Origin of the sequence: Aureibaculum flavum, assembly GCF_016406085.1 — a bacterium.
Lineage (GTDB): Bacteria > Bacteroidota > Bacteroidia > Flavobacteriales > Flavobacteriaceae > Aureibaculum > Aureibaculum flavum.
This window is the reverse complement of sequence record NZ_JAEHFJ010000016.1, coordinates 1-22808: the sequence shown is the minus strand read 5'-3', so window position 1 is coordinate 22808 and position 22808 is coordinate 1. Positions and strand designations below refer to the sequence as shown.

Annotated in this window: 22 protein-coding genes; 7 read left to right on the top strand and 15 right to left on the bottom strand. The window is 33.0% G+C overall.

Annotated features, from left to right (window positions below; all coding sequences use genetic code 11):
- Positions 1-93: 93 nt before the first annotated feature.
- The 8 genes from JBL43_RS19535 to JBL43_RS19500 all read right to left on the bottom strand — a co-directional run bounded on the left by JBL43_RS19535 (position 94) and on the right by JBL43_RS19500 (position 5622).
- Positions 94-528 (bottom strand): hypothetical protein, encoded by a 435-nt coding sequence (locus JBL43_RS19535; protein WP_198843043.1) that lies wholly within the window; start codon positions 526-528, stop codon positions 94-96.
- A gap of 368 nt (positions 529-896) precedes the next feature.
- Positions 897-1643, bottom strand: coding sequence for a YoaP domain-containing protein (locus tag JBL43_RS19530; protein WP_198843042.1), 747 nt, complete (start codon positions 1641-1643; stop codon positions 897-899).
- Positions 1644-1762: 119 nt separating this feature from the next.
- A complete protein-coding gene (locus JBL43_RS19525; RefSeq protein ID WP_198843041.1) occupies positions 1763-2230 on the bottom strand; it encodes a YehS family protein in 468 nt (155 codons plus the stop codon).
- 71 nt (positions 2231-2301) lie between these two features.
- The gene (locus JBL43_RS19520; protein WP_198843040.1) at positions 2302-2817 is read right to left on the bottom strand and encodes a hypothetical protein; all 516 of its coding nucleotides are present in this window, start codon (positions 2815-2817) and stop codon (positions 2302-2304) included.
- A gap of 104 nt (positions 2818-2921) precedes the next feature.
- Entirely contained in the window at positions 2922-3248 is a 327-nt protein-coding gene (locus tag JBL43_RS19515) for a hypothetical protein (RefSeq protein ID WP_198843039.1), read from the bottom strand.
- A 636-nt stretch (positions 3249-3884) separates the two neighbouring features.
- Positions 3885-4361, bottom strand: a complete 477-nt coding sequence (locus tag JBL43_RS19510; protein ID WP_198843038.1) for an SRPBCC family protein — start codon at positions 4359-4361, stop codon at positions 3885-3887.
- A 74-nt stretch (positions 4362-4435) separates the two neighbouring features.
- Positions 4436-5104 carry a DNA alkylation repair protein gene (locus JBL43_RS19505; protein ID WP_198843037.1) on the bottom strand — a complete coding sequence of 223 codons (669 nt, stop codon included), beginning with the start codon at positions 5102-5104 and terminating at the stop codon, positions 4436-4438.
- 56 nt (positions 5105-5160) lie between these two features.
- Positions 5161-5622, bottom strand: a complete 462-nt coding sequence (locus tag JBL43_RS19500; protein WP_198843036.1) for a GNAT family N-acetyltransferase — start codon at positions 5620-5622, stop codon at positions 5161-5163.
- A 135-nt stretch (positions 5623-5757) separates the two neighbouring features.
- On the opposite strand from JBL43_RS19500, the gene yaaA reads away from it, so the two are divergent.
- Both yaaA and JBL43_RS19490 read left to right on the top strand, forming a co-directional pair.
- Complete coding sequence (yaaA, locus tag JBL43_RS19495) at positions 5758-6516, top strand: peroxide stress protein YaaA (RefSeq protein ID WP_198843035.1); 759 nt, start codon at positions 5758-5760, stop codon at positions 6514-6516.
- Positions 6517-6526: 10 nt separating this feature from the next.
- The gene (locus JBL43_RS19490; RefSeq protein WP_198843034.1) at positions 6527-7579 is read left to right on the top strand and encodes a tetratricopeptide repeat protein; all 1053 of its coding nucleotides are present in this window, start codon (positions 6527-6529) and stop codon (positions 7577-7579) included.
- A gap of 195 nt (positions 7580-7774) precedes the next feature.
- On the opposite strand, the gene JBL43_RS19485 is transcribed toward JBL43_RS19490, so the two are convergent.
- From JBL43_RS19485 to JBL43_RS19475, 3 genes are all read right to left on the bottom strand, one after another.
- On the bottom strand, positions 7775-8134 hold the full coding sequence (locus JBL43_RS19485) for an endonuclease domain-containing protein (protein WP_198843033.1): 360 nt from the start codon (positions 8132-8134) through the stop codon (positions 7775-7777).
- A 132-nt stretch (positions 8135-8266) separates the two neighbouring features.
- Positions 8267-9784: a glycoside hydrolase family 10-like protein gene (locus JBL43_RS19480; protein WP_198843032.1), complete on the bottom strand. Its 1518-nt coding sequence runs from the start codon at positions 9782-9784 to the stop codon at positions 8267-8269.
- 82 nt (positions 9785-9866) lie between these two features.
- On the bottom strand, positions 9867-11291 hold the full coding sequence (locus JBL43_RS19475; protein ID WP_198843031.1) for an L-serine ammonia-lyase: 1425 nt from the start codon (positions 11289-11291) through the stop codon (positions 9867-9869).
- A gap of 384 nt (positions 11292-11675) precedes the next feature.
- Between JBL43_RS19475 and dnaK the strand changes: the two genes are divergently transcribed.
- Complete coding sequence (gene dnaK, locus JBL43_RS19470; protein WP_198843030.1) at positions 11676-13589, top strand: molecular chaperone DnaK; 1914 nt, start codon at positions 11676-11678, stop codon at positions 13587-13589.
- Positions 13590-13744: 155 nt separating this feature from the next.
- Here the strand turns inward: dnaK and JBL43_RS19465 are convergent, their stop codons facing one another.
- Together JBL43_RS19465 and JBL43_RS19460 are read right to left on the bottom strand one after the other, a co-directional pair.
- The gene (locus JBL43_RS19465) at positions 13745-14206 is read right to left on the bottom strand and encodes a CAP domain-containing protein (protein ID WP_198843029.1); all 462 of its coding nucleotides are present in this window, start codon (positions 14204-14206) and stop codon (positions 13745-13747) included.
- 211 nt (positions 14207-14417) lie between these two features.
- Complete coding sequence (locus tag JBL43_RS19460) at positions 14418-15212, bottom strand: TspO-related membrane protein (protein ID WP_198843028.1); 795 nt, start codon at positions 15210-15212, stop codon at positions 14418-14420.
- Positions 15213-15324: 112 nt separating this feature from the next.
- On the opposite strand from JBL43_RS19460, the gene JBL43_RS19455 reads away from it, so the two are divergent.
- From JBL43_RS19455 to JBL43_RS19440, 4 genes are read left to right on the top strand one after another with little or no spacing between them, the layout of a single operon-like run.
- Positions 15325-16704: an MATE family efflux transporter gene (locus JBL43_RS19455; protein WP_198843027.1), complete on the top strand. Its 1380-nt coding sequence runs from the start codon at positions 15325-15327 to the stop codon at positions 16702-16704.
- Entirely contained in the window at positions 16705-18162 is a 1458-nt protein-coding gene (locus JBL43_RS19450) for a lipopolysaccharide biosynthesis protein (protein WP_198843026.1), read from the top strand. It abuts the gene before it with no gap.
- 2 nt (positions 18163-18164) lie between these two features.
- Complete coding sequence (locus JBL43_RS19445; protein ID WP_198843025.1) at positions 18165-18770, top strand: LysE family translocator; 606 nt, start codon at positions 18165-18167, stop codon at positions 18768-18770.
- A gap of 47 nt (positions 18771-18817) precedes the next feature.
- On the top strand, positions 18818-19312 hold the full coding sequence (locus JBL43_RS19440; RefSeq protein WP_198843024.1) for a DinB family protein: 495 nt from the start codon (positions 18818-18820) through the stop codon (positions 19310-19312).
- On the opposite strand, the gene JBL43_RS19435 is transcribed toward JBL43_RS19440, so the two are convergent.
- Together JBL43_RS19435 and JBL43_RS19430 are read right to left on the bottom strand one after the other, a co-directional pair.
- Complete coding sequence (locus JBL43_RS19435) at positions 19309-20472, bottom strand: T9SS type B sorting domain-containing protein (protein ID WP_198843023.1); 1164 nt, start codon at positions 20470-20472, stop codon at positions 19309-19311. The genes JBL43_RS19440 and JBL43_RS19435 overlap by 4 nt on opposite strands.
- 10 nt (positions 20473-20482) lie before the next feature.
- Positions 20483-22808: hypothetical protein (locus tag JBL43_RS19430; RefSeq protein ID WP_198843022.1), on the bottom strand; the 2326-nt coding region annotated here is incomplete at its 5' end.

The following is a 22808-nucleotide window of genomic DNA, read 5'->3' as shown; positions in this document are numbered from 1 at the left end:
ACAATTGTAACACCTTATTCGTGGTATATCTCATTAAATTTATGTTTAGAAGGAGTTGAGTATGCCAAATTTGAGCTATAATTTAAGAAGATTTTAGCAATCGTTATTGCTATAATTTACTTCTTCGTAAATATCTTCATATTTTTCAGTTTCTTCTTTTGTGATTTCATTCTTTTGCAATTCTATTTTTAATTTCTTTTTTGCATCTGAACTAATCCAAACACCCGAAAAGCCTTTGGCTGTTTTATTTAACAAGAGCACTCCTGAAAATCCATAATCAACCATAACAAATTGCTTTTTGTCATTTTGTGTAATGTTTACTTGCAGCCAATTGTTAATACCATCGTATTTATACATTCCTTGGTACATTATTTCAGCACTACATTCATGTTCCGTGGATCTCAAGTATAGGACAATTGATACAGAATCATTCATGGTTCCTTTATATTCCTCGAATTTAAATTCTTGAGCATTTAAATTAATAAAAGAGATTATTACGAGTATCAAAGTTGTCGTTATTTTTTTCATGTTGATTTATTTTACCGTTTTGGTCTTTATTGAATTTATAAAGGTTGAAAATTACCAATTTTTTATTAAATGAATAACATTATAAAATACAACAGATATTATTAAAATATACACATGCTAAATCTTGTTTCGTTATTCAAAAATAGAGTCTTCCTAAATCTCCACATGTCATCTGTTGTAAATGATTAAAAAAATGATTTCGTATTATCATTCTTTATTTTCTATTGGTCTATAACGTATTTATATTTAGTTTGTTACATAGCCAATTGGGTAATTTAATAATAGGTAAACGAAACCGCAGATAGTTCAGTTTATTGTTCAAATTTAAAAGACTAGTGTTGAATAGTTAAATGAGCAGTGCTTTGTATTTATTGAAGTAGTTTATCTAAATGTCTTTCTACCTTCATTTCTAAACTCACTAATTCTCCATTGTAAAAAACGCTATTTATGATCCAAGGAATGGGCATTTTTCTACCTTCTTCTTGAGATGTAATTGGGATAATTTCTAAAGGGATATTTTTACGTTTAGCATAATCCCTCAATAAACCATTGGTGTAATATTCTGTAAAGGGGCATGTGTTTGAATAATAAGCAGTTATTCCTGCTTTATTTGGGCAATTACCTGATGTTGCACTTTCCATAAATTGGGGAAATTTAGCATTGGCATTTGTTTTTAATCCCCAAAGTTTAAAATAAGGTTTTGCCTCGTCAATAATCTCAAATCCTTGATGTTTAAGAAATTTTGGATCGGTCATAAAAGGTCTTTTCTTATCACTAGAAACAGCAATAATTCCGTCCATTCCTTTGGCGTCGGCTAGGCATTGTTGCAATAGTTTTTTTCCGTTACCTTTTCCCTTAAATTGTCCAGATACCCAAAAGCAATTGATAACCATAAAATTATTTCCTATTAAGGGAAGCCATGAACTTTCTATGGGTGTGTATTCGATGAATACTTTACCTCTAACGTCAACTTTTTGAAAATTGTAGCCATTTTTAAATGCTGTTTTAAGCCACTGTTTTTTCTTATCATATCCATTTAAACATTTTTTGTCACTAATGGCACAACAAATATGTTCGTCTTGAATATTTTGATCAGTAAGTTTTAAAATCTCCATTTTTTGGTTTTACCAAAAGTAAAATTGTTATGCTCTTTTTACTATGATAATTATCAACTTTTACAATGATTAATCAAGTCAATTGTAATTTCTATTGGAAAGTGATCTTCTTCAAATTGCTAGTCTTGCTTATTTTTAGATTGTGTTTGTAATGCATTCATAAAGTTTCTTAAATACTGATCTAAACAAGGTCGATACGATCTGTGATCAGGTCTACGGAAAAATGAACTCAATTCATGTTTACTTATTTTTTTATCGATTGAAGCGTATAAGTCTAAAATATCATCCGTTTTTAAATCTAAGGCAATTTTTAGTTTTCTAAGAATCATGTTATTGCTCAAAGGGTCTTCCGCTATTGGAGCCGGACCTTCCCTTTTTCCACGTTTTTCAATGATTAGTCCGTTGAGGAAAGTCGCCAACTCTTTATCGTTCATTTCAATGACTAAAGGATCATCTTCTTTTTTTAACCAAGCAAGTAAACTTGCCTTATCCACATCATAATCTGCTAATTTAAAAAGCGAAATCATTTTGTCGTCATTATAGTTAAATAGGTAACGAATGCGTCTTAATATATCATTATTGGTCATGTTTTCTTTATTTTTTATGTGTCTGCGTTCTCTTTTTTTACCGTTACAATTCAGTATTTATTAAGATTTATTTATCCGCTTATTCCTTTCATAACCCACCCCTTTTTTTCTTTGCTAACCATAAACAAGAACATATCGTCCCAGATAAAATCTTCATAATCTTCTTGGTCTTTTTTTAATTCAAATCCCAGAAAAAAGAAATCAGAATCACTAATTTTAAAGTATTCAGGCAGCTTTTTATCAAACTTAGACTCTAATTCAGAAGCTGATAGAATTTCAATTTGGTATGTCTTAATGTAGTCTTTAAAGGTTTTACTTTTATTGTCAATTGCTTGTTTTACAGAACTACACAATTTATCTTTTATATTAATTTTAGAGAGTATTCCATCTCCATCCATAATTAGAAGTGAATCACTCATTACTTCGTAAACCTTATTACAATCTTCAGCAAAATAGGATTTAACAATGGATAACGAAAATTCTTTTGCCTCTTCTTTTAAATCTGTTGAGTTTTGGGGTGAACTTTCATTAATAGAAGAAGCTCCTATAGAAATAACTATTGCACTTAAAAATATTATATATTTCATTTTTTTAATTTTGTTGAATAAAGGTATAACCTCATTACTGCTCTCTTTCAATAAATTTCTGATATTTTATAGAAGTTCAAAACTGTGCTTAAATTCTCATCACTTTATCTTGCTAATAATTTACTGGAAACTTTATAAGTAGCGGAATAAGTGAGTCCAGATTGACCAGTTTTAAAGGTCAAAAATGACTTTTTGTACCATCGAGGGTCAGTCGCTTTCTTTTTAAAATCATTATGTGTGGCAATGCCATGTGATTCTCCATTGTTAAAAGTCTCAATTTGATACAAACCAATTCCGAAATGCTCAACACGTTGAAGAACAATTTCAAAATCGGACTCAGAAAAATGGTAAACAGTGTCTTTGTCGTCTCCGTTATTCTCATTTTTTAAATCAGTAAATACATTTTTTTCTAAGAATTCAGCTTGTTTCATAATTGGGTAATCTATAAGTATATATTATTGGTGTTGACTGCGGCTAAATTAGTAAAAGGAAACGACACAAGCGGACAGTTTGTAAGATTCTCTCAGCGTATACCAACTTGTAATTATTTTTACTCCTTACTAATTTGAGCCTTTTCTGAGTCTATATTTCTTAGTTTATTGATAATACAAAACCAGTCTTCAATTTCCTTTATTTTAAAAGTTCTTTCAAAAACATAATCATGGTTATCATAATATCGAATTTTAATGTCATGAAAAATGCTATAATCTTTATTTTGATGGAAGCTAAATTTTTCAATTCTATTTAAATTTATTTCATCTACTTTAACCTTTTTTTGAGAAAATCAGTCGATTTAATGCATAACATATTTTCTTCAGAAAAGTTAAAATTAACGATGTAATAACGTTCGGAAATTAATGAATACAATACGATAAAAACTAACATAATAGCGGAAATAATTAGAAACATTGATGTATCCATTTTTGAGACATTAATTACAAAAACGATAAACATAATAAAAGATACATTTCTAACTTTATCAACGAAAAGAATGAAATTTGAGAATGGTTTAATTATTTCCATATCTTAAAAATGATTATTTAAACTCCATTCGCTCATACATACTTTTATTTCGTTAATAGTTCTTTCCATTTACCAGATTCGGCAAACTCTTTAACAATCCGATTACGTTGCGTGAGTAATTTCGTCATATATTTTTTAAGAAATAATTTGTCAACTAAACTTCCAAAAACACCAAATGGAGATTTATAAGTAAATACATCTATCATTTGAGTTTCTCCATTTAATACTGAGAAATGATGTTCATGTTTAAATTCTTGAAATGCTCCTTGCTCCATTTCGTCTGCAAAATAATTTGGACGTTCAAATTCTGTAATTCGTGAAGTCAGATTTTGATATATTCCGAAATGTTTTGCCCTCCAGGTTACACTTTCATTCAATCCAATTAATCCACTTGTTTTACCTGCAATAGCTTCTTCATTAGTCTGTTCTGTAGATATTTTATGTAAATCGATACTTCTTGAAAGGTCAAAAACAGTTTCAATAGTGGCTTTTATTTCTGTACGAAGTTCAATTCTTGGCATTTTAGCGTATTTATTGTAATACTGTTTTAGCCAAAAGTAGAATTAATATTGACATAAAGAGAAGTAAGATGAATTTATTTTAGCAATCGCAACGCCTCTTTTTTGCTTAAGTTACTTAGCTTCGTTTTGTCTACAAATGCAATTACCCATTCGGGGTTGGTTCTGCTGTATTCGCGTAGCACCCAACCTATGGCTTTATTAATATAAAATTCATTTGTACCCAATAAGGTGTTAATGGATGTACTTAGCAATTGGGTGTCCATTTCGGTTTTGTATTTCAATTGAAACAGTAAAGCCGCACGTTGTAACCAAATTGAGTCCGTTTGCAACCATTTGTTGCAATAAATTGTGCGTTGTTCAGGGAACTGTTTAAAATAACTACCCATTAGTTTTACAGCAATATAGTCTACAGTATCCCACCAAGAGTTATAGCTAATCATATTTTCTAACAAGGCAATGTCCTCTTTTTTAAACTGTTTTACATATTTAAAAACCAGTTCTTGTGCAAAATAATGGTAGTCGCGTTGTGGTTTGGTCCAAAGGGTTTTTACCATTGCATTGAGTTCTTCTTTTTTAGGCAAATGGGCTTTTACTAAAAAAGGCTTTTGAATGGCTCGTCGTGTTGGTGTTTTTAGTCCAAAATATTCAAATTGCCCTCGCATATAGGCTTTTTGGGCTTCCGCAATTTCAGGGTTTGCCTGGCGTTTAAATTCAGTGGTTAAGGTGGTTATAAAGTCTGACATCTTATTATTCTTTAGAAACATCAAAAAGTTGTGTAAAAAATTAAGTTATTGAGGAATTATCCATTTTCTGTAGTTAATCTCATTTTTAATAAATCAGGTTTGAATCCCACTTTTTTATAGGCTTTTATCGCACTTGCATTATCTGCATACACATCCAATTGAATTTCTGTAATATTTCTTGTTGCTGCCCATGCTATTAAATGTTGGGTAACGGTTCCATTGATTCCTTTACCACGATACTCAGGTGATACATACATAAACCCCAAATAGGCATATTGGTCTGGTTTTTTATATTTTACAGAATCCTTAATGAGAGCATAACCACAACCTACTAATTTGTTGTCTATTATTGCGACTAAGAGTTGTGCATCATTGTTTTCAATGAGGTTTTCTATATTATAATATGTGATGGGGTCTTCTTTTAAATTTAAAGCAAAAGGGCGTTCATACGTAATTACGTCTTGTTCAAATTGTTTTAAAGTGTTTAGGTCGTCTAAGACCGCTTCACGAATTTGCATAAATTAGAATCTATAGGGATTGAAATAATACCTAAAAGTAATAAATTTAATCTATACGAGCATCAATTATTTAGTTGGTAAAGCATTTGATTAGTCAGAAGTGCTTTGTATTTTTACATTCTAAATAAGACATCTATGAAAATAATTATATCGCCAGCCAAGTCATTAGATTTTGAATCTAAGGTGCCCACGAAAAAATATACGGAGCCTATTTTTTTAGAGCAAGCCGCAAAGTTAAGCACCGTTTTAAAAAAGAAAAGTGCCAAGCAGCTTTCCAAATTAATGCATATTTCTGATAATTTAGGACAATTAAATTTTGAAAGAAATCAGCATTGGAGTGTTCCTTTTACTCCAGATAATTCAAAACAAGCTATTTATGCTTTTACGGGTGCTGTATTTCAGGGTATAGATATGGCTACGTTGCCCGTTTCTAAATTGGACCAGTTACAAGATATGTTACGTATTATTTCTGGGCAGTATGGTCTGTTAAAACCATTAGATTTAATGCAACCCTATCGTTTGGAAATGGGGACAAAATTAAAAATTGGCAAAAAAGAGAATCTCTATCAGTTTTGGAATGGAGCAATTACCGAAGCTTTAAATGATGAATTAAAAGATGATGAACCTGTTATTAACTTGGCAAGTAACGAATATTTTAAAGCTATAAAACCAAAAGCGTTAAAATCATCTATAATAACTCCTGTTTTTAAGGACTTAAAAAATGGTGAGTACAAAACTATTATGACCTATGCCAAATTAGCAAGAGGCTATATGGTACGTTACATCATTGATCATGATGTTGATACTGTTGAAGGTTTAAAAGGGTTTAATAGTGAAGGCTATGCATTTGATGCGAATATGTCTTCAGAAAGTGAGTTGGTTTTTACACGTTAAAAAAAGTATTTTGAAAATAATTATAAACATTCTATTTATATTCTTTGTAACTATTACTTATGCTCAAAAGGACAATTTTGAGCGATTTCTTGCCGAAGGTAAAGCAGAGTTTAATAAAAGTTTTGAAGAACAAGATTATGACGTTGCTGTTAAGGTTTTAGAAAGAGCGGTACAATTAAAACCAGAAAATACTGAAGCGAAGTACTTTTTAGGCTATGCATATAGCCGTTTGAATGCTAAGGATGGAGCAAGTCTAATTTCAATGAAACTTGATTTAACCATTAAATCAAGTGAACAATTCGAAGCGATTAATAAATTGACCCCAAAATATGAAGGAGAGATCGTCGTGTTAGACCCTTATTCGAAAATTACTTCTGAATGGGGAAGTATGGCGATGACCTATTGGCACAAAGGTCAAAATGATCAAGCATTATGGGCCTTTAATGAAGGAAAGAAAAGAGGTGGGTTTAGTGATTTTATACTGGGTTTGAATAAGGAAATATTAGATGCCTGTGACGAAAATGCTATTTTATTTACCTCTGGAGATCAACTCACTATTCCACTTTGGTATTTGCAAATTGTTGAAGGGTATAGAAAAGATATTGCAATTGTTGATGCCAATTTACTAGAGTCTTCTTGGTATGCTACCTATTTAGTAAATCAGAAAGTAGTTACGTTTGATTTACCTGAGGAAACGCTGGATAATCTAGAAATTCAAGAATGGACTCCACAAAAAATTACCATAGATGATTTTTCTTGGACAGTGAAACCGACCTATGAAGAAACCTATTTATTTAGATGTGATCTTTTATTGTTGAGTATCTTAAAAGCAAACAATTTTGAAAGGCCTGTTTTTTTTACTGATGGTTTTCCTGAAGAGCGTCAATTAAACTTGACTGACAACCTTTGGTCATACGGTTTTTTAGTAGATGCTATCAATTTATATGATGATGGTGCTATTGAATTGGATTATGACATGATAGAAATGCAAAAACTTATGTCATTAGCAAATGAGAATAGCCCTGACGAAATATGGTTTGTGGAATTCTTGAAAAGACTTTAGGGGTGTTTTACGGTGGTTTTGATGAAAATTATAATACTATCAACTGGGCACCTCCCCTTGAAAATAAGGTAGGCTTTTTTAGATGTTTTTTAATAAAAATTTCGGAAATTGAGATGCTTTAATTCTCCTCCTTTTTTCAAGGAGGAGTGGATTTATGTGTGCGATAGCAAAGCATAAAGACGAGGAGGTTAACCTCTAAGTTTTAAAATTATTACTAATTTCGTCTAATACCATATCTAAACTTTCAAAAACTAATTTATTCTCGAATCTAATAACAACTAATCCTAATTCTTCCAAGGTACTTGTTCGCTCTTCATCATAATTTTGTTGAGCTAAATCCAAATGGACAGCACCATCTAATTCTATAATAAGATTTTCAGACGGGCAGTAAAAATCTACAATATAATTATTTATACTGTGCTGTCTTCTAAACTTTCTTCCTTTTAGTTGCTTTTTTTGAAGCGACTTCCATAAAGTTGCCTCGGCTGATGTTGATTTATTACGAAGTGCTTTTCTACGATTTTCTAGATATTTATGATTATGTAGCTTACTCATTGATTAAATTTTTTAACCCCTCCGCCCTTTATCTTTTGATGTAAATTATAATACTCTCAACTGGGCACCTCCCCTTGAAGAAAGGGGAGGAATTTTTTACTCTTTATGAAGGTTTATTTGTATGAAAGAAGTTTACTTCACAAAAACTTCACCCTCACCAACATTGTTGTTTCTGCTTACAGGAACTATAACAAAAGTGGTTCTTTTTTTAAAATCGCCTTTATTGAGGTTGATAAATGTTTCACCAGTTAAGGCAATGATTTTTGAAGGATTATTAATTGCCATAGCTTCATCTCTTTCAAATTTATATACCAAGAATTTTACCGCTTCTTTAGCCGTATTTTCTGGTAGTTTTTCCCATGATAATTGATATTTTCTACCTTTTATTTTCGTGAGCGTTATATGAGAAACGGGGGCAGGGAAAAAGGAAGCCTTATTATTGGTTGGTGGCGGTAACGTTGGGTATTGATAATAGTTCTCCTTTAGTATTTTGTTAATACCAAAGGCATTTTTAGTAAAGCTTTTGGCACTAAAATAGGTTGAACCTTTAATAGTAGGTAAAGACCTATTCAAATCTAATTGCTTTTCAATTTCTGTTTTATTTTTTTGTTTCCAAGCCTCATCAGTTTTACCGCCTAAACGATACATGGCCTGACCGATATATAAATTGGTATTGTAATTATTTTTAACCCACCATTCTGCTATTGTTTTATAGTCGGCTTTATCATGGCCAATTTGCCAATAAATTTGAGGAAGAATATAATCTAACCAACCCTTTTTTGTCCAAAGTAAAACATCGGCATATAAATGGTCGTAGTTGGTTTGTCCGGCATCGGTATTAGAGCCTGTTGGGTCATCTGCTTTATTACGCCATACGCCAAAAGGACTAATGCCAAATTGTACCCATGGTTTAATCGATTTTATAGTTGTATGTAATTCTTCAATGATCGTATTCACATTGTCTCTACGCCAATTATCAATTTGATTGGGATAAAATTTACCTCCATATTTTTTAAAGGCATCGGCATCAGGAAATACTTCATTGGCAATTTTATAAGGGTAAAAATAATCGTCAAAATGGATGGCATCTACATCATAGTTCTGAACAATATCAGCTACCACTTTATTAGTATACGTTCTTACTTCGGGTACACCTGGATTAAAATAAGTGGTTTCTCCATAGTTTAAAAACCAATCTGGCTTTTCGTTAAGTAATGCTAACGGTTTTGTTGTAGTGTTTTTATAATTAATTAAAACTCGATAAGGATTTAACCATGCATGAAATTCCATTCCCCGTTTATGAGTTTCTGCAATTGCAAAGGCCAACGGGTCGTAATAGGGTTTTGGTGGACTGTTAATACTATCGGTTAAATATGCCGACCACGGTTCATAACTGGAATTGTAAAAAGCATCTGCCGTAGGGCGGATTTGAAAAATGATTGCATTAAAATTCAAGTCTTTTAACTGATCTAACAGTTTTATAAGTTCCGCTTTTTGTTTTGTTGGATTTAAATTCTTTTTACTAGGCCAATCAATATTGTTGACCGTTGCTATCCAAACACCTCTGAATTCATGATTTATTTTTTGTGCAAAAATAAATTGTGCAGAGAATAATACAATTATTATTGTGTAATTTATTTTCTTAAACATATTCTTAATCTAAATAATATTATCAATTTACTTCTCCTTCGAAGAGGTCAGAAATACCTTTTCGGTATTTCTGGGTGAGGTCTTAACAATCAGACAATGCAACATTAACGGCTAAGCCACCTGTTGACGTTTCTTTATATTTATTATTCATGTCTTTAGCGGTTTCCCACATGGTATTTACTACCTTATCAAAGGGCACCTTGACATTTTTAGGATCAGTATCTAAAGCCAATTCCGCTGCATTAATAGCTTTTATGGCTCCCATTGAATTACGTTCAATACAAGGCACTTGTACCAAACCACCAATAGGATCACAAGTTAATCCTAAATGATGTTCCATTGCAATTTCAGCGGCAATTAATACTTGATCTGGTGTGCCACCTAATAGTTCGGTCAATGCACCTGCTGCCATCGCAGCTGAAACACCAATCTCAGCTTGACAGCCACCCATAGCGGCAGATATGGTTGCACCTTTTTTAAAGATACTACCAATTTCACCAGCTACCAACAAGAATTTTTTAATTTCATCAAAACTAGCTTCGTGGTTCTCAATGACTAAATAGTACATTAATACGGCAGGTATTACACCAGCACTGCCATTTGTAGGTGCGGTAACTACGCGTCCTAATGAGGCATTCACTTCATTAACACTTAAGGCAAAACAACTTACCCATTTTAAAATTTGTCTAAACTTAACTTCTGTATGCCTTATTGATTCTAACCACTCTTGTGGATTATTATATAAGGATACACCAATTAAATTTTTATGAGTGTCAAAAGCACGACGTCTTACATTGAGTCCTCCAGGTAAATTACCTTCGGTATGGCAACCCGTATACATACATTCTAACATGGTATTCCAAATACGATGGAATTCATAATCAATCTTCTCAGGCGTTCGTAATGCTTTTTCATTTTCTAAAACCACATCAGAGATAGAAAGGTTTTGCTCTTTACAATATGCCAATAACTCCGTACCAAGTCTAATGGGATAAGGAAATGTATTTGAGAATATTTGTTTATTTTTTTTAGAGTTTTTACGTTCTTCTTTCACTACAAATCCACCGCCAATAGAGTAGAGGGTAGAACGGCTTTTTTTACCCGCAATGGTAGCTGTAAATGTCATTCCATTGGCATGAAAAGGAAGAAATTTTCTGTTAAAAACAATGTCAGTTTCCGGATTAAAAGCCAGTATTTTTTCGTTATTAAAAGATAATGCTTTGTTTATTTTTATGGCAGCTATAATAGCCTCAATACTTTGTGTAGGTATTGTTTCTGGGTCTGCACCACTTAAGCCAAGTAAAACAGCATAATCAGTTGCATGTCCTTTCCCCGTTAGGGATAAAGAACCATATAAATCAACAGTTATTTTTTCGACGGTATCAAATTTATGGGTAGTCTTTAATTCTTTTATCCATCGTTCTGCAGCACGCCAAGGCCCTAAGGTGTGTGAACTAGAAGGTCCTACACCTATTTTTAACATATCAAATACCGAAATACATTCCATATAATTCTCTTAGAAACTAATAATCAAAAATAGATAAAACAATTGACTAAAATTAAAAATTATAATCGAAAAGGTAAGGACGTATAAAGTCAAATTATTGATGTTGGAAACTTTATATTACATGAAGTAAATTCCGACGAAAGGGTTTTGAATTATTAGGAATTTGTTTTTTCTCGGAAGTTATGTCTTAATTGAATATATAATAGGCAATCATTAGTCATTTATGCCATGTTGCCCTAAGTGAAAGCACTCCTAAAACTGCCACTCTGTCATAATTATAAATAAAATGCTGTCAAAATCAATTTATATTAGCGTTGGCATAAAGATTGACTAATTACAATCAGTAATCAAAAAGAATAATCTAAAAATCTAAATATTTATATTATGAGTAAAATTATAGGAATAGATTTAGGAACAACCAACTCATGTGTTTCTGTAATGGAAGGTAATGAGCCAGTAGTAATTCCTAATGCAGAAGGAAAAAGAACAACTCCTTCTATTGTAGCATTTGTTGATGGTGGCGAACGTAAAGTTGGTGACCCTGCTAAAAGACAAGCAGTGACTAATCCTACAAGAACGGTATATTCAATTAAACGTTTTATGGGTAATAAGTTTTCTGAATCTAAAAAAGAAGCAGGACGTGTACCTTATAAAGTGGTTAAAGGAGATAATGATACCCCAAGAGTTGATATTGATGGTAGAATGTATACGCCACAAGAAATCTCAGCAATGATATTGCAAAAAATGAAAAAAACAGCCGAAGACTATTTAGGTCATGAGGTTAAAGAAGCTGTTGTAACTGTACCTGCATATTTTAATGATGCACAACGTCAGGCTACAAAAGAAGCTGGTGAAATTGCAGGTTTAAAAGTAAGTCGTATAATTAATGAGCCAACAGCGGCTGCATTGGCATACGGATTAGATAAATCTGGTGAGGATAAAAAAATTGCGGTTTATGATTTAGGTGGTGGTACTTTTGATATCTCTATCTTAGAAATTGGTGATGGTGTTTTTGAAGTATTATCTACAAATGGTGATACACATTTAGGTGGTGATGATTTTGATCAAGTAATTATTGATTGGTTGGCAGATGCCTTTAAAAGTGAAGAAAACGTTGATCTTAGAAAAGATCCAATGGCTTTACAACGTTTAAAAGAAGCTGCTGAAAAAGCTAAGATTGAATTATCTTCTAGTACACAAACAGAGATTAATTTACCTTATGTTACTGTTGTTGATAATGTACCAAAACACTTGGTAAAAAAATTAACAAGAGCTCAGTTTGAACAATTAGCACATGATTTAGTGAAACGTTCAATGGATCCTGTAGCAAAAGCGTTAAAAGATGCTGATCTTAAAACTACTGATATTGATGAAATCATTTTAGTAGGTGGTTCAACTCGTATTCCTAAAATTCAAGAAGAAGTAAAAAAATTCTTTGGTAAAGAGCCACATAAAGGTGTAAACCCTGATGAGGTAGTTGCTGTAGGTGCTGCAATTCAAGGTGGTGTATTAACTGGAGATGTAAAAGATGTACTTTTATTAGATGTTACGCCATTAGCCTTAGGTATTGAAACTATGGGTAATGTAATGACTAAATTAATTGAAGCCAATACGACAATACCAACTAAAAAATCGCAAGTATTTTCAACTGCAGCTGACAACCAGCCTTCAGTAGAAATTCATGTGTTACAAGGTGAGCGTGCTATGGCAGCCGATAATAAAACAATTGGCCGTTTCCATTTAGATGGAATTCCACCAGCACAAAGAGGTGTACCACAAATTGAAGTAACTTTTGATATTGATGCCAATGGTATTATAAATGTATCAGCTAAAGATAAAGGTACAGGTAAAGAGCATAACATTCGTATTGAAGCTTCTTCAGGATTGTCAGAAGATGATATCAAAAAAATGAAAGCAGATGCTGAAGCTAATGCTGAATCTGATAAACAAGCAAAAGAAACTGCTGAAAAAATCAACGGTGCTGATGCAATGATTTTCCAAACAGAAAAACAATTAAAAGAGTTTGGAGAAAAATTATCTGCTGATAAAAAAGACCCTATTGAAGCGGCTTTAGAGGAGTTGAAAAAAGCACATGAATCTAAAGACTTGGCACAAATTGATACTGCCATGGAAAAGATAAATGAAGCTTGGAAAGTTGCCTCTGAAGAGATGTACAAAGCAGAACAAGAAGGTGGAGCTGCAGGTGATGCCGGAGCTGCAGGAGAAGCAGAAGGTTCTTCAGCTACTGAAGGTGATGATGTACAAGATGTAGATTTCGAAGAAGTAAAAGAAGATTAATTAAGTAAATTAATTATATCAAAAATCCCGTTCCAATTATTGGAACGGGATTTTTTGGTTTTGATTCTGATTAGTATCAGAAAATATATAAGTATTTAGCGGGTCAATTGCTTTGTTGGATAACTATAACAGTTAAAGTTCTTTTTTATTATAATTTATCTGTAAAATAGTTGCGTAAAATAATAAGTGCCTTCAGCGTTTTGAACAGCAGCGATACCTGTATGTGTAAAATTGCCTTCAATATTTTTTTTATGTTCAGAACTGTTTAACCATGCAGCCAATACTTTCTCGGCCGTTTTATAACCGTAAGCGACATTTTCACCAGTACCTTTTGCATTTTCATTTCTTTTTAAGTTATCTGATCGCGAACTAAAATTATCGTGGCTAATCTTATCTTTTGCAATCATATATTTACTATGATCGATGGCAAGATTATCGGCAGTAGTATTTCTTGATAATATTTCAAGTCCCTTACTTTCTCTATGGGCATTTACCAAATTAAAAATTTTAGTGGTAATACTTGTTTCAACCAAAACGTCATCAGTATCATCTTCAGAACAGGAAGATATCGATACGAATAATAATAGTACAATACTAAATTTAAATAGGACTTTCATGTGATTAAGTTCTTATAGTTAGTTGTTTATATAACTATAAATTAGAATATTTAGTATAAAATTGAATATATGAAGTAATAAAAGAACCCAATAAGTAGCTGTATTTAGGAGTTTAAAAGCTGTGAATAGATTTAATTGAGAAGCAGTTGTGCCTTATGATTTTTAAGTTTCTTTTGGTATTCAAGTACCAAATTTAAGTACGGTTTTTAGGTTATTTTAGAAAAAAAGGATTGGTTTTTCTATTTTTAAATCCGTGATACATAACATAGCCCAATAGAATAAGTGCTCCTATTAATGCCGTATAAGCAATGGTTTCATGTTCATTTTGCTGTTTTATATATATGGCTATCAAAGCCCAAACCCCAACTAAGGCAAATTCTCTCATATTTCGTTTGTAAATCATTAGGGCATTTAATATTGTCGCAATAATTATCATGATAATAGTCCATTGTATTTCGGATAACCCAAAGCCATTCCATTCAATTTTGGCCAAGTAAGCCGTAATATTGGCAATAGTGGCAACTGTAATCCATCCAGAATAAATACAAATTGGCCACCAATAAAATGCAATTATTTTTTTGGAAGCATCATAACACTCCATGTTTGTATTTAAAATTATTTTTGTCAAAGAAATAAGCATTACAAGCATAATACCTACAGAAAGTAATGTGTTTTCAAAGAGCCATGCGAATACCCAAGCTGCATTTGCTAAGTTGGTTAATGCAAACCAATAACCAGTTTGATTAATAAATTCATTATTTTTTTTGAGCTTGAATGTTTGATACATTTGAAAACCACAAAAAGTAATTAGTCCTAAATAAATAATACCCCAAATAGAAAAAGCATACCCAGCTGGTGTAAATAAGTTAGTGTATTTATCACTCAGTCCACCAATTGTATTTCCATTAATTGTATAAACTTGCGAATAATAATTAATTCCAATAGCAATAATTACGGATAAGGAATTAAGTATAGAAAATTGTTGTTGATTTTTTATGGCGTTCATCGCTCTAAAATAATAATTTAATATCTTATTTCAAAACAAAATCTATTTATCTACTTCGTATTTGTCCTCTAACAAAATCTATTACCTTTGCAAACATTAAAAATCAAACTTTTTGAATCTTAAAACATATACATCAGAATTTCGCTATAATTTAAAATTGGCTTACCCGGTTATGCTAGGCATGATTGGGCATACCTTGGTTAGTTTTATTGATAATATTATGGTGGGCCAAATGGGAACTGCTGAACTGGCAGCGGTATCTTTAGGAAATAGTTTTGTTTTTATAGCAATGAGTTTGGGGATAGGTTTTTCAACAGCTATTACGCCATTAGTTGCAGAAGCAGATGGTGAAAAAAATATTGAAAAAGGAAAGCAAACGTTTAATCACGGATTGATTTTATGTACGGTTCTTGGAGTTGTTTTATTTCTAATGATCTTGGCTATAAAACCATTAATGTATCATATGAGTCAACCAGAAGAGGTGGTAGCATTGGCAATACCTTATTTAGATTTGGTTGCTTTTTCTTTAATTCCATTAATTATATTTCAGGGATTTAAACAATTTGCAGATGGCTTATCACAAACCAAATATGCCATGTATGCTACTATTATCGCAAATGTTATTAATGTAGTATTGAATTATTTATTGATTTTTGGAAAATTTGGATTTCCAGAAATGGGTATTATCGGAGCAGCGATTGGAACATTGGTTTCACGAGTAGTTATGTTAGCTTATATATGGTTGTTGTTAAAATCAAAAACAAAATTTAAACCTTATTTTGAACGATTTAGTTTTAAAAATATAAAGAAAAGTATACTCAAAAAAATAATAAATCTTGGCTTTCCTTCTGCCTTGCAAATGTTTTTTGAGGTGGCTATTTTTACGGCTGCCATTTGGTTAAGCGGTGTACTAGGTAAAAATCCACAAGCGGCAAATCAGATTGCATTAAACTTGTCTTCAATGACCTTTATGGTGGCTATGGGGTTAAGTGTTACCGCAATGATTAGAGTAGGAAATCAAAAAGGATTAAAAAACTTTAAGGAATTACGACGCATTGCTTTTTCCATATTTTTACTAACCTTCTTTTTAGATATTATTTTCGCCTTGGTATTTATGATATTCAATCAAGAGTTGCCAAGAATTTACGTAGATGAATATGACCTAGTCAATCAAATAGATAACTTAGAAGTGGTGAGTATCGCCGCTAAATTATTATTAGTTTCTGCTGTTTTTCAGATTTCTGACGGACTCCAGGTAGCTGTGCTGGGGGCCTTAAGAGGTTTACAAGATGTTAAGATTCCTACGATAATTACTTTTATTGCCTATTGGCTCATTGGTTTTCCTATTTCTTATTTTTTAGGAAAGGAAGATATGTATGGGAGTGTGGGTATCTGGTTAGGATTGTTGGCAGGTTTAACTGCCTCTGGAATATTATTGTATATTCGATTTAATTATTTAACCAAGAAATTAATTAATCAAAGCATTCAATAAATGGGTATTGTTTTAAAACAATCATTTACCAACACCCTGATTCTGTTTTTAGGTTTTGCAATTGGTGGTATAAATGTTTTATTTATTTATACGCATTTTTTACACGAAGACTATTACGGTCTCAACACATTTTTATTATCGACAGCTAATATTTTGTCACCCCTAATGGTACTAGGTATGCAGCATACCATCATTAAATTTTTCACTTCGTTTCAAACAAAATACGAGCAAGATCAATTTTTAACCAGTGCATTGGTAATGCCGTTATTTATTATTATACCCTTAGGTTTTATTGGAGCTTATACCTACGAAAGTATTGCAAACTGGTTATCTGTAGAAAATGCAATAATTAAACCCTATACCTATCTTATTTTTTTAACTGCAATTTTTATTGGTTATTTTGAAGTGTTTTATTCTTTTAGTAAAGTGCAGTACCAGTCCGTTTTTGGTAATTTTGTCAAAGAGATGTTTGCCCGAATTAGTGCTACTTTTTTATTGTTTGCTGTGCATTTCAAATGGATTACCGAAGAGCAATTTATATATGCTATTGCTATTGTTTACGCTTTACGAATGGTTATTATGATGATCTATGCTTTTACATTATATAAGCCTGATTTTATTTTTAAGTTTCCTAAAAATAGCCGTGAGATTTTGTCCTATTCATTCTATATTATTTTAGCAGGATCGGCAAGTGGAATTTTACTGGATATTGATAAATTCATGATTCCGCAACTAGAGCAAATTGCTGAGGTTGCCTATTATGCAGTAGGTATTTATATAGCTTCTGTTATTGCCATCCCGTCAAGGGCCATGCAGCAAATTATAAATCCGCTAACGGCTAAAGAGCTCAATAATAATAATTTAGAAGAAGTTTTGAGTTTGTATAAAAAAAGTTCAATAACACTTTTAGTAGCTGGTGGCTTACTGTTTTTACTTATCAATTTGAATATTCAAGATTTGTATGCGTTAATAAACAAGCCTGAATATGCAGTAGGAGGGATGATTGTATTGATGATTTCTATTTCCGAAATGTATAAGCTGGCATTAGGTACAAATGGAGCCATTTTAACTAATTCAGATCATTATAGAGTGTTTTTCTATTTTTCTATTGCCATGGCCTTAAGTGTTATCTTTTTAAATAAATGGTTAATAGTTATTTTAGGAATAGATGGTGCTGCCTTAGCAACCTTAATAGTTGTACTAGTTTTCAGTACTATTAAAATTATATACATTCAGGTAAAAATGAATATGCAACCCTTTACAAATAAAACAATAGTAATTTTGATTGTGATTTTAGTCCTGTTTTTTGCGTTTTATTTTATAGACCTACCGTTTCATGCAATGGTAAATATGATTATAAAGTCTATTACGGTTACTGTCATTTATACTTTAACAGTATATAAGTTTCGTATTTCTGAAGATGTAAACGGCTTAATTAATAAATACATTCAGCGATAAGTATGGTATACGTTTTTCATCTTTTTTTAGGAATTATATCTGCTTTTTTAGGCTTGTTAGCTCCAGGAATGCTAAACATGACCGCAGTTAGAACAACAATAGAACAGGGTAGAAGTGCTGGTATATTGTTTTCTGCAGGAGCATCTGTAGTGGTGTTTTTTCAAGCTGCAATAGCCTTAGTTTTTGCAAATTATCTTAGTCAAAATCCTGATGTATTTGATACTTTGAAAATTGCGGCAATTATCGTTTTTTTTATATTGGCACTATTTTTCTTTATACAAGCTCGAAAAACATTTAACGCAGAAGGAAAGTCGAAAAAAGGGAATTTATTTTTTATAGGAATGTTAATGTCTGCAATTAACATGTTGGCCATTCCTTTTTATTTTGGACTCACCACTTATTTTGAAGTGAATGGTCAGTTAAAAATGGAGCAACCTTTTGTAACTTTATTTATTATTGGTTCAGGCTTTGGTTCATTTCTATTGTTTTCGCTATATGTTTTCTTTGCAGGTGTAATAACGAAGCGAGCGAAATTTATTGCCACAAACATCAACTACATTTTAAGTGGTTTGTTTTTTATTTTGGGCATAATTGCTTTCTTAAAATAATCCGTAAATTAATTATTATATTTGCGACTAAAGGTCAAAATATTACTATGATTGATGCTATTGAAAATAATTTAAACCGAGGTATAGGCTTACTTAATGTAATAAGTGACGAAGAATATAGTAATGTTTCTGTTAGACCTTACCACTCAAGTATTGGTATACATATGAGACATGTATTAGACATGTTTGATTGTATTTTTTGTGGTATATCAACTAAAGAAATTAATTTAGTTGCAAGAAAGCGTAATGAACTTGCAGAGCAGAAAACCGCAATGGGTTTGGCGTATTTCAATGAAATTATCACTCAGTTGAGAGGTTTAACTTCTGATGATTTAAATCAAGTTGTAGCGGTCTCTGACGATTTAGGATTGGGTGTGGTTACCACCAAATATACGTTTGCTTCAATATTATCGCAAGCTCATAGCCATGCGATACACCATTTTGCGAGTATTGGATATATCATTTCCCAATTAGGAATTGAATTACCTGATGCTGATTTTGGTTATAACCCGACCACACCAAAAAAGGATGTTTTGGCTTAGTAATTAATATAAACCCATCCTCTATACGTTTTTACTTTATTAGTTACTTTGTCTTTTAATTTGAGTATAAAATAGTAAGTTCCTACCGGTACAACTATTCCTTTATCAACTGTAATACTGTTTTCAGAAATTCCGCCCCAGGTATTGTCGTAATTTTGTTTTTCATATACGAGCTCTCCCCAACGGTCATAAACTTCGATTGAATTTTCTTGAGATAAATCTAATCCAGTTATTTCAAAATGATCATTAAGTCCATCTCCATTTGGTGAAAATCCTGTATTTATAGTAAAATCATTTCCACTCGGTTCAGACGCAATCGTTAATACTTCATAGTCATCTGGTACAAATGAGATAGAAGTAATATCACCTTCCTCTAAATCGCCAGATACATCGTTTCTGCCTAAACTATCCCAACGCAGTGTTTTGTTATTCCAACCTACAACTCTTAATAATTCAATATCATCTGTTAGGTTTTTTATATCACTATCAAGATCCCACGTAAGTGTAACTTCTACAGCTTGGTCACCATCTAAATCCCAAAACTCTTTATCATTTACTTTAGAAAGGATAGGAGCGAAGCTATTGGTATCAAATAACGTTGCAAATATAGTAGGACTATTAGGGTCCTCATAAAAGTATGCACTCTTAAATGTTGAAATTGAAGATGGTTTTGATATGGATAAGGGTCTTAACTTATCTTCGTCACCAATAGGAAATGTAAAATCGATATCTCCAAAAAGAGCTGCATAACCATCTACATGTTCAAAATCAGACTCACCATTATAATTGGCTTGCAAAAAATCTAATGAAATATCCAAATCCGTTCGTGGTGTGAATACTTTACCATTAATAAAATCAAGGGTATTATAAACACCCATGGAAGTTTTTAAATTCAACCCATCTAAAATATCAATTTCTGAGTTGTAAAACTCGGCAATTGATGTACCAGAAACAGTCAACTGATCTTCTCCATAAAACCCTGCAAGACCCAAATTACTATTAAACACACCATCGTTAATTAGGTCTGTATGGAAGCCTATTTTACCAGTATCATGAATTTGAATATCTCCAAAATTATGAAAAGCTTCTTGGGCTGAGGTTAGTTGCACTAACCCCAGCATAGCTATGATTGGTAAATTTATTATTTTTATAAAACTCATATTAATTTTTTTATAAATTTGGTGATGAAGAATTAATAATTTCAACATCTCCTTCTTGAAGAACAGATCCGTTACCAACATGCATAGAATCAATTCTGAATGATTCAAAGTAGTTAGAACCAGTAGTACCTCTGAATCTTAAGTAAATATGATTGTCACTTCCAACATATTGGGTCATATTAAAGTCAGCACCTCCATTGTTAATATTAGATGTAGCTAATAATGCAGATCCATTTCTGTAACAATAACCTACCCAAGTCATATCTATTACCTGGCTACCACTATATCTGTAACCAGTAGCTTTTATATGATACATTTTATTATCAGCGGTAATTGTATATGGTAATTTAATATGGATATAATTATTATCTGATCCATGAGTAAAATAAGAAGCAATACCATGAGAAACAACCCCACTACCATTGTTTGGGTTAGTACCAAATGCTGATTTACTAGGTCCTTCAATTAAAACACCATTAACATCTAATTCTGCTCTAGGGCTTGCTGTACCAATTCCAACCTTATCAGTTACTGATGATTGAGAAGTTCCGGAAACTATCCAATCGTTATCTGAAGTATCTGCCGCATCTGTCCAAGTACCTGTACCGTTAGCATCACTAACTAATATTTTACCAGTACCTTCAGAACCATCAACAATACGAATGCTACCTTGTACTTCTAGCTTTTCGGCAGGTGTATCCGTTCCGATACCGACATCTCCATCACTTTTAACAATCATTCTTTGTTGCCCAGAAGTAACAAATCCAATTTCGTCATTGTTTGTAAATCCATTTTGACTTCCTAGAGTTATTAATGTAGCACCTGTACCACGTTGGTCACCTTCGATAGCTCTTGCATACACCCAAGGAGTTGCAACAAAACCTGTGTTGTTCAATGGACTTGCAGCTTGAAATGCTCCTTGTCCACTTAAAGTAGCATCAACTGTAGTACTACCTATAATTGCGTTACCTTTTACTGTTAATGCTTCAGAAGGCGTTTTTGTTCCAACCCCCAATCTGTTATTGGTATTATCATAGAATAAGTTTGTATTGTCTTCTGTTGGTTTACCATCAGTACCTGCAAAGAATACAGATCCTGAAGTACCAGTATGTTCATTAGCATCAGTACCAGCAGCACCAGTATCACCTTTCGCACCATTGGCACCATCAGTTCCTGCTGCACCAGTTAAGCCTCTAACACCTCTAAGACCTCTAGCTCCGGTGTCACCTTTTGCACCGTTTATACCATTAGTTCCAGCAGCACCAGTTAATCCTGTAACTCCTCTAAGCCCTCTAGCTCCGGTGTCACCTTGTTCACCTTTTGCACCGTCAGCACCGTCTAAACCATCAATACCATTTGTACCGTTAGTTCCAGCAGCACCAGTTAATCCTGTAACTCCTCTAAGCCCTCTAGCTCCGGTGTCACCTTGTTCACCTTTTGCACCGTCAGCACCGTCTAAACCATCAATACCATTTGTACCGTTAGTTCCAGCAGCACCAGTTAATCCTGTAACTCCTCTAAGCCCTCTAGCTCCGGTGTCACCTTGTTCACCTTTTGCACCGTCAGCACCGTCTAAACCATCAATACCATTTGTACCGTTAGTTCCAGCAGCACCAGTTAATCCTGTAACTCCTCTAAGCCCTCTAGCTCCGGTGTCACCTTGATCACCTTTTGCACCGTCAGCACCGTTTGTACCATTTAATCCGTCTTTACCATCGATACCATTTGTACCGTTAGTTCCGTCAGCACCAGCTGCTCCGGTATCACCCTTTGCACCGTCAGCTCCATTAGTTCCGTTTATTCCAGCATCACCTTGATCGCCTTTAGCTCCGTCAACACCGTTTGTACCATTTAATCCGTCTTTACCGTCGATACCATTTGTACCGTTAGTTCCGTCAGCACCCGCTGCACCAGTATCACCTTTTGCACCATCATTTCCATCAACACCGTTTGTACCATTTAAACCGTCTTTACCGTCGATACCATTTGTACCGTTAGTTCCGTCGGCACCAGCTGCACCAGTATCACCTTTTGCACCATCATTTCCATCAGCACCGTTTAATCCATCTTTACCGTCGATACCATTTGTACCATTAGTTCCATCAGCACCAGCTGCTCCAGTATCACCTTTTGCACCATCATTTCCATCAACACCGTTTGTACCATTTAATCCGTCTTTACCGTCGATACCATTTGTACCGTTACTTCCATCAGCACCAGCTGCTCCAGTATCACCCTTTGCACCGTCAGCACCGTTTATACCAGCTATTCCTTGAATACCTTGAGCTCCCGTAGCACCAGTTGCTCCAGTATCACCTTTTGCACCATCATTTCCA

Excerpts from the sequence above, each read along its gene's own strand:
- yaaA (WP_198843035.1), top strand. The coding sequence starts at position 5,758 with ATGAAAATAATTATATCGCCAGCCAAGTCATTAGATTTTGAATCTAAG.
- JBL43_RS19460 (WP_198843028.1), bottom strand. The coding sequence starts at position 15,212 with ATGAACGCCATAAAAAATCAACAACAATTTTCTATACTTAATTCCTTA.
- JBL43_RS19510 (WP_198843038.1), bottom strand. The coding sequence starts at position 4,361 with ATGCCAAGAATTGAACTTCGTACAGAAATAAAAGCCACTATTGAAACT.
- JBL43_RS19515 (WP_198843039.1), bottom strand. The coding sequence starts at position 3,248 with ATGAAACAAGCTGAATTCTTAGAAAAAAATGTATTTACTGATTTAAAA.
- JBL43_RS19525 (WP_198843041.1), bottom strand. The coding sequence starts at position 2,230 with ATGACCAATAATGATATATTAAGACGCATTCGTTACCTATTTAACTAT.
- JBL43_RS19535 (WP_198843043.1), bottom strand. The coding sequence starts at position 528 with ATGAAAAAAATAACGACAACTTTGATACTCGTAATAATCTCTTTTATT.
- JBL43_RS19520 (WP_198843040.1), bottom strand. The coding sequence starts at position 2,817 with ATGAAATATATAATATTTTTAAGTGCAATAGTTATTTCTATAGGAGCT.
- JBL43_RS19435 (WP_198843023.1), bottom strand. The coding sequence starts at position 20,472 with ATGAGTTTTATAAAAATAATAAATTTACCAATCATAGCTATGCTGGGG.
- JBL43_RS19445 (WP_198843025.1), top strand. The coding sequence starts at position 18,165 with ATGGTATACGTTTTTCATCTTTTTTTAGGAATTATATCTGCTTTTTTA.
- JBL43_RS19485 (WP_198843033.1), bottom strand. The coding sequence starts at position 8,134 with ATGAGTAAGCTACATAATCATAAATATCTAGAAAATCGTAGAAAAGCA.
- JBL43_RS19480 (WP_198843032.1), bottom strand. The coding sequence starts at position 9,784 with ATGTTTAAGAAAATAAATTACACAATAATAATTGTATTATTCTCTGCA.
- JBL43_RS19530 (WP_198843042.1), bottom strand. The coding sequence starts at position 1,643 with ATGGAGATTTTAAAACTTACTGATCAAAATATTCAAGACGAACATATT.
- JBL43_RS19505 (WP_198843037.1), bottom strand. The coding sequence starts at position 5,104 with ATGTCAGACTTTATAACCACCTTAACCACTGAATTTAAACGCCAGGCA.
- JBL43_RS19450 (WP_198843026.1), top strand. The coding sequence starts at position 16,705 with ATGGGTATTGTTTTAAAACAATCATTTACCAACACCCTGATTCTGTTT.
- JBL43_RS19475 (WP_198843031.1), bottom strand. The coding sequence starts at position 11,291 with ATGGAATGTATTTCGGTATTTGATATGTTAAAAATAGGTGTAGGACCT.
- dnaK (WP_198843030.1), top strand. The coding sequence starts at position 11,676 with ATGAGTAAAATTATAGGAATAGATTTAGGAACAACCAACTCATGTGTT.
- JBL43_RS19465 (WP_198843029.1), bottom strand. The coding sequence starts at position 14,206 with ATGAAAGTCCTATTTAAATTTAGTATTGTACTATTATTATTCGTATCG.
- JBL43_RS19500 (WP_198843036.1), bottom strand. The coding sequence starts at position 5,622 with ATGCAAATTCGTGAAGCGGTCTTAGACGACCTAAACACTTTAAAACAA.
- JBL43_RS19440 (WP_198843024.1), top strand. The coding sequence starts at position 18,818 with ATGATTGATGCTATTGAAAATAATTTAAACCGAGGTATAGGCTTACTT.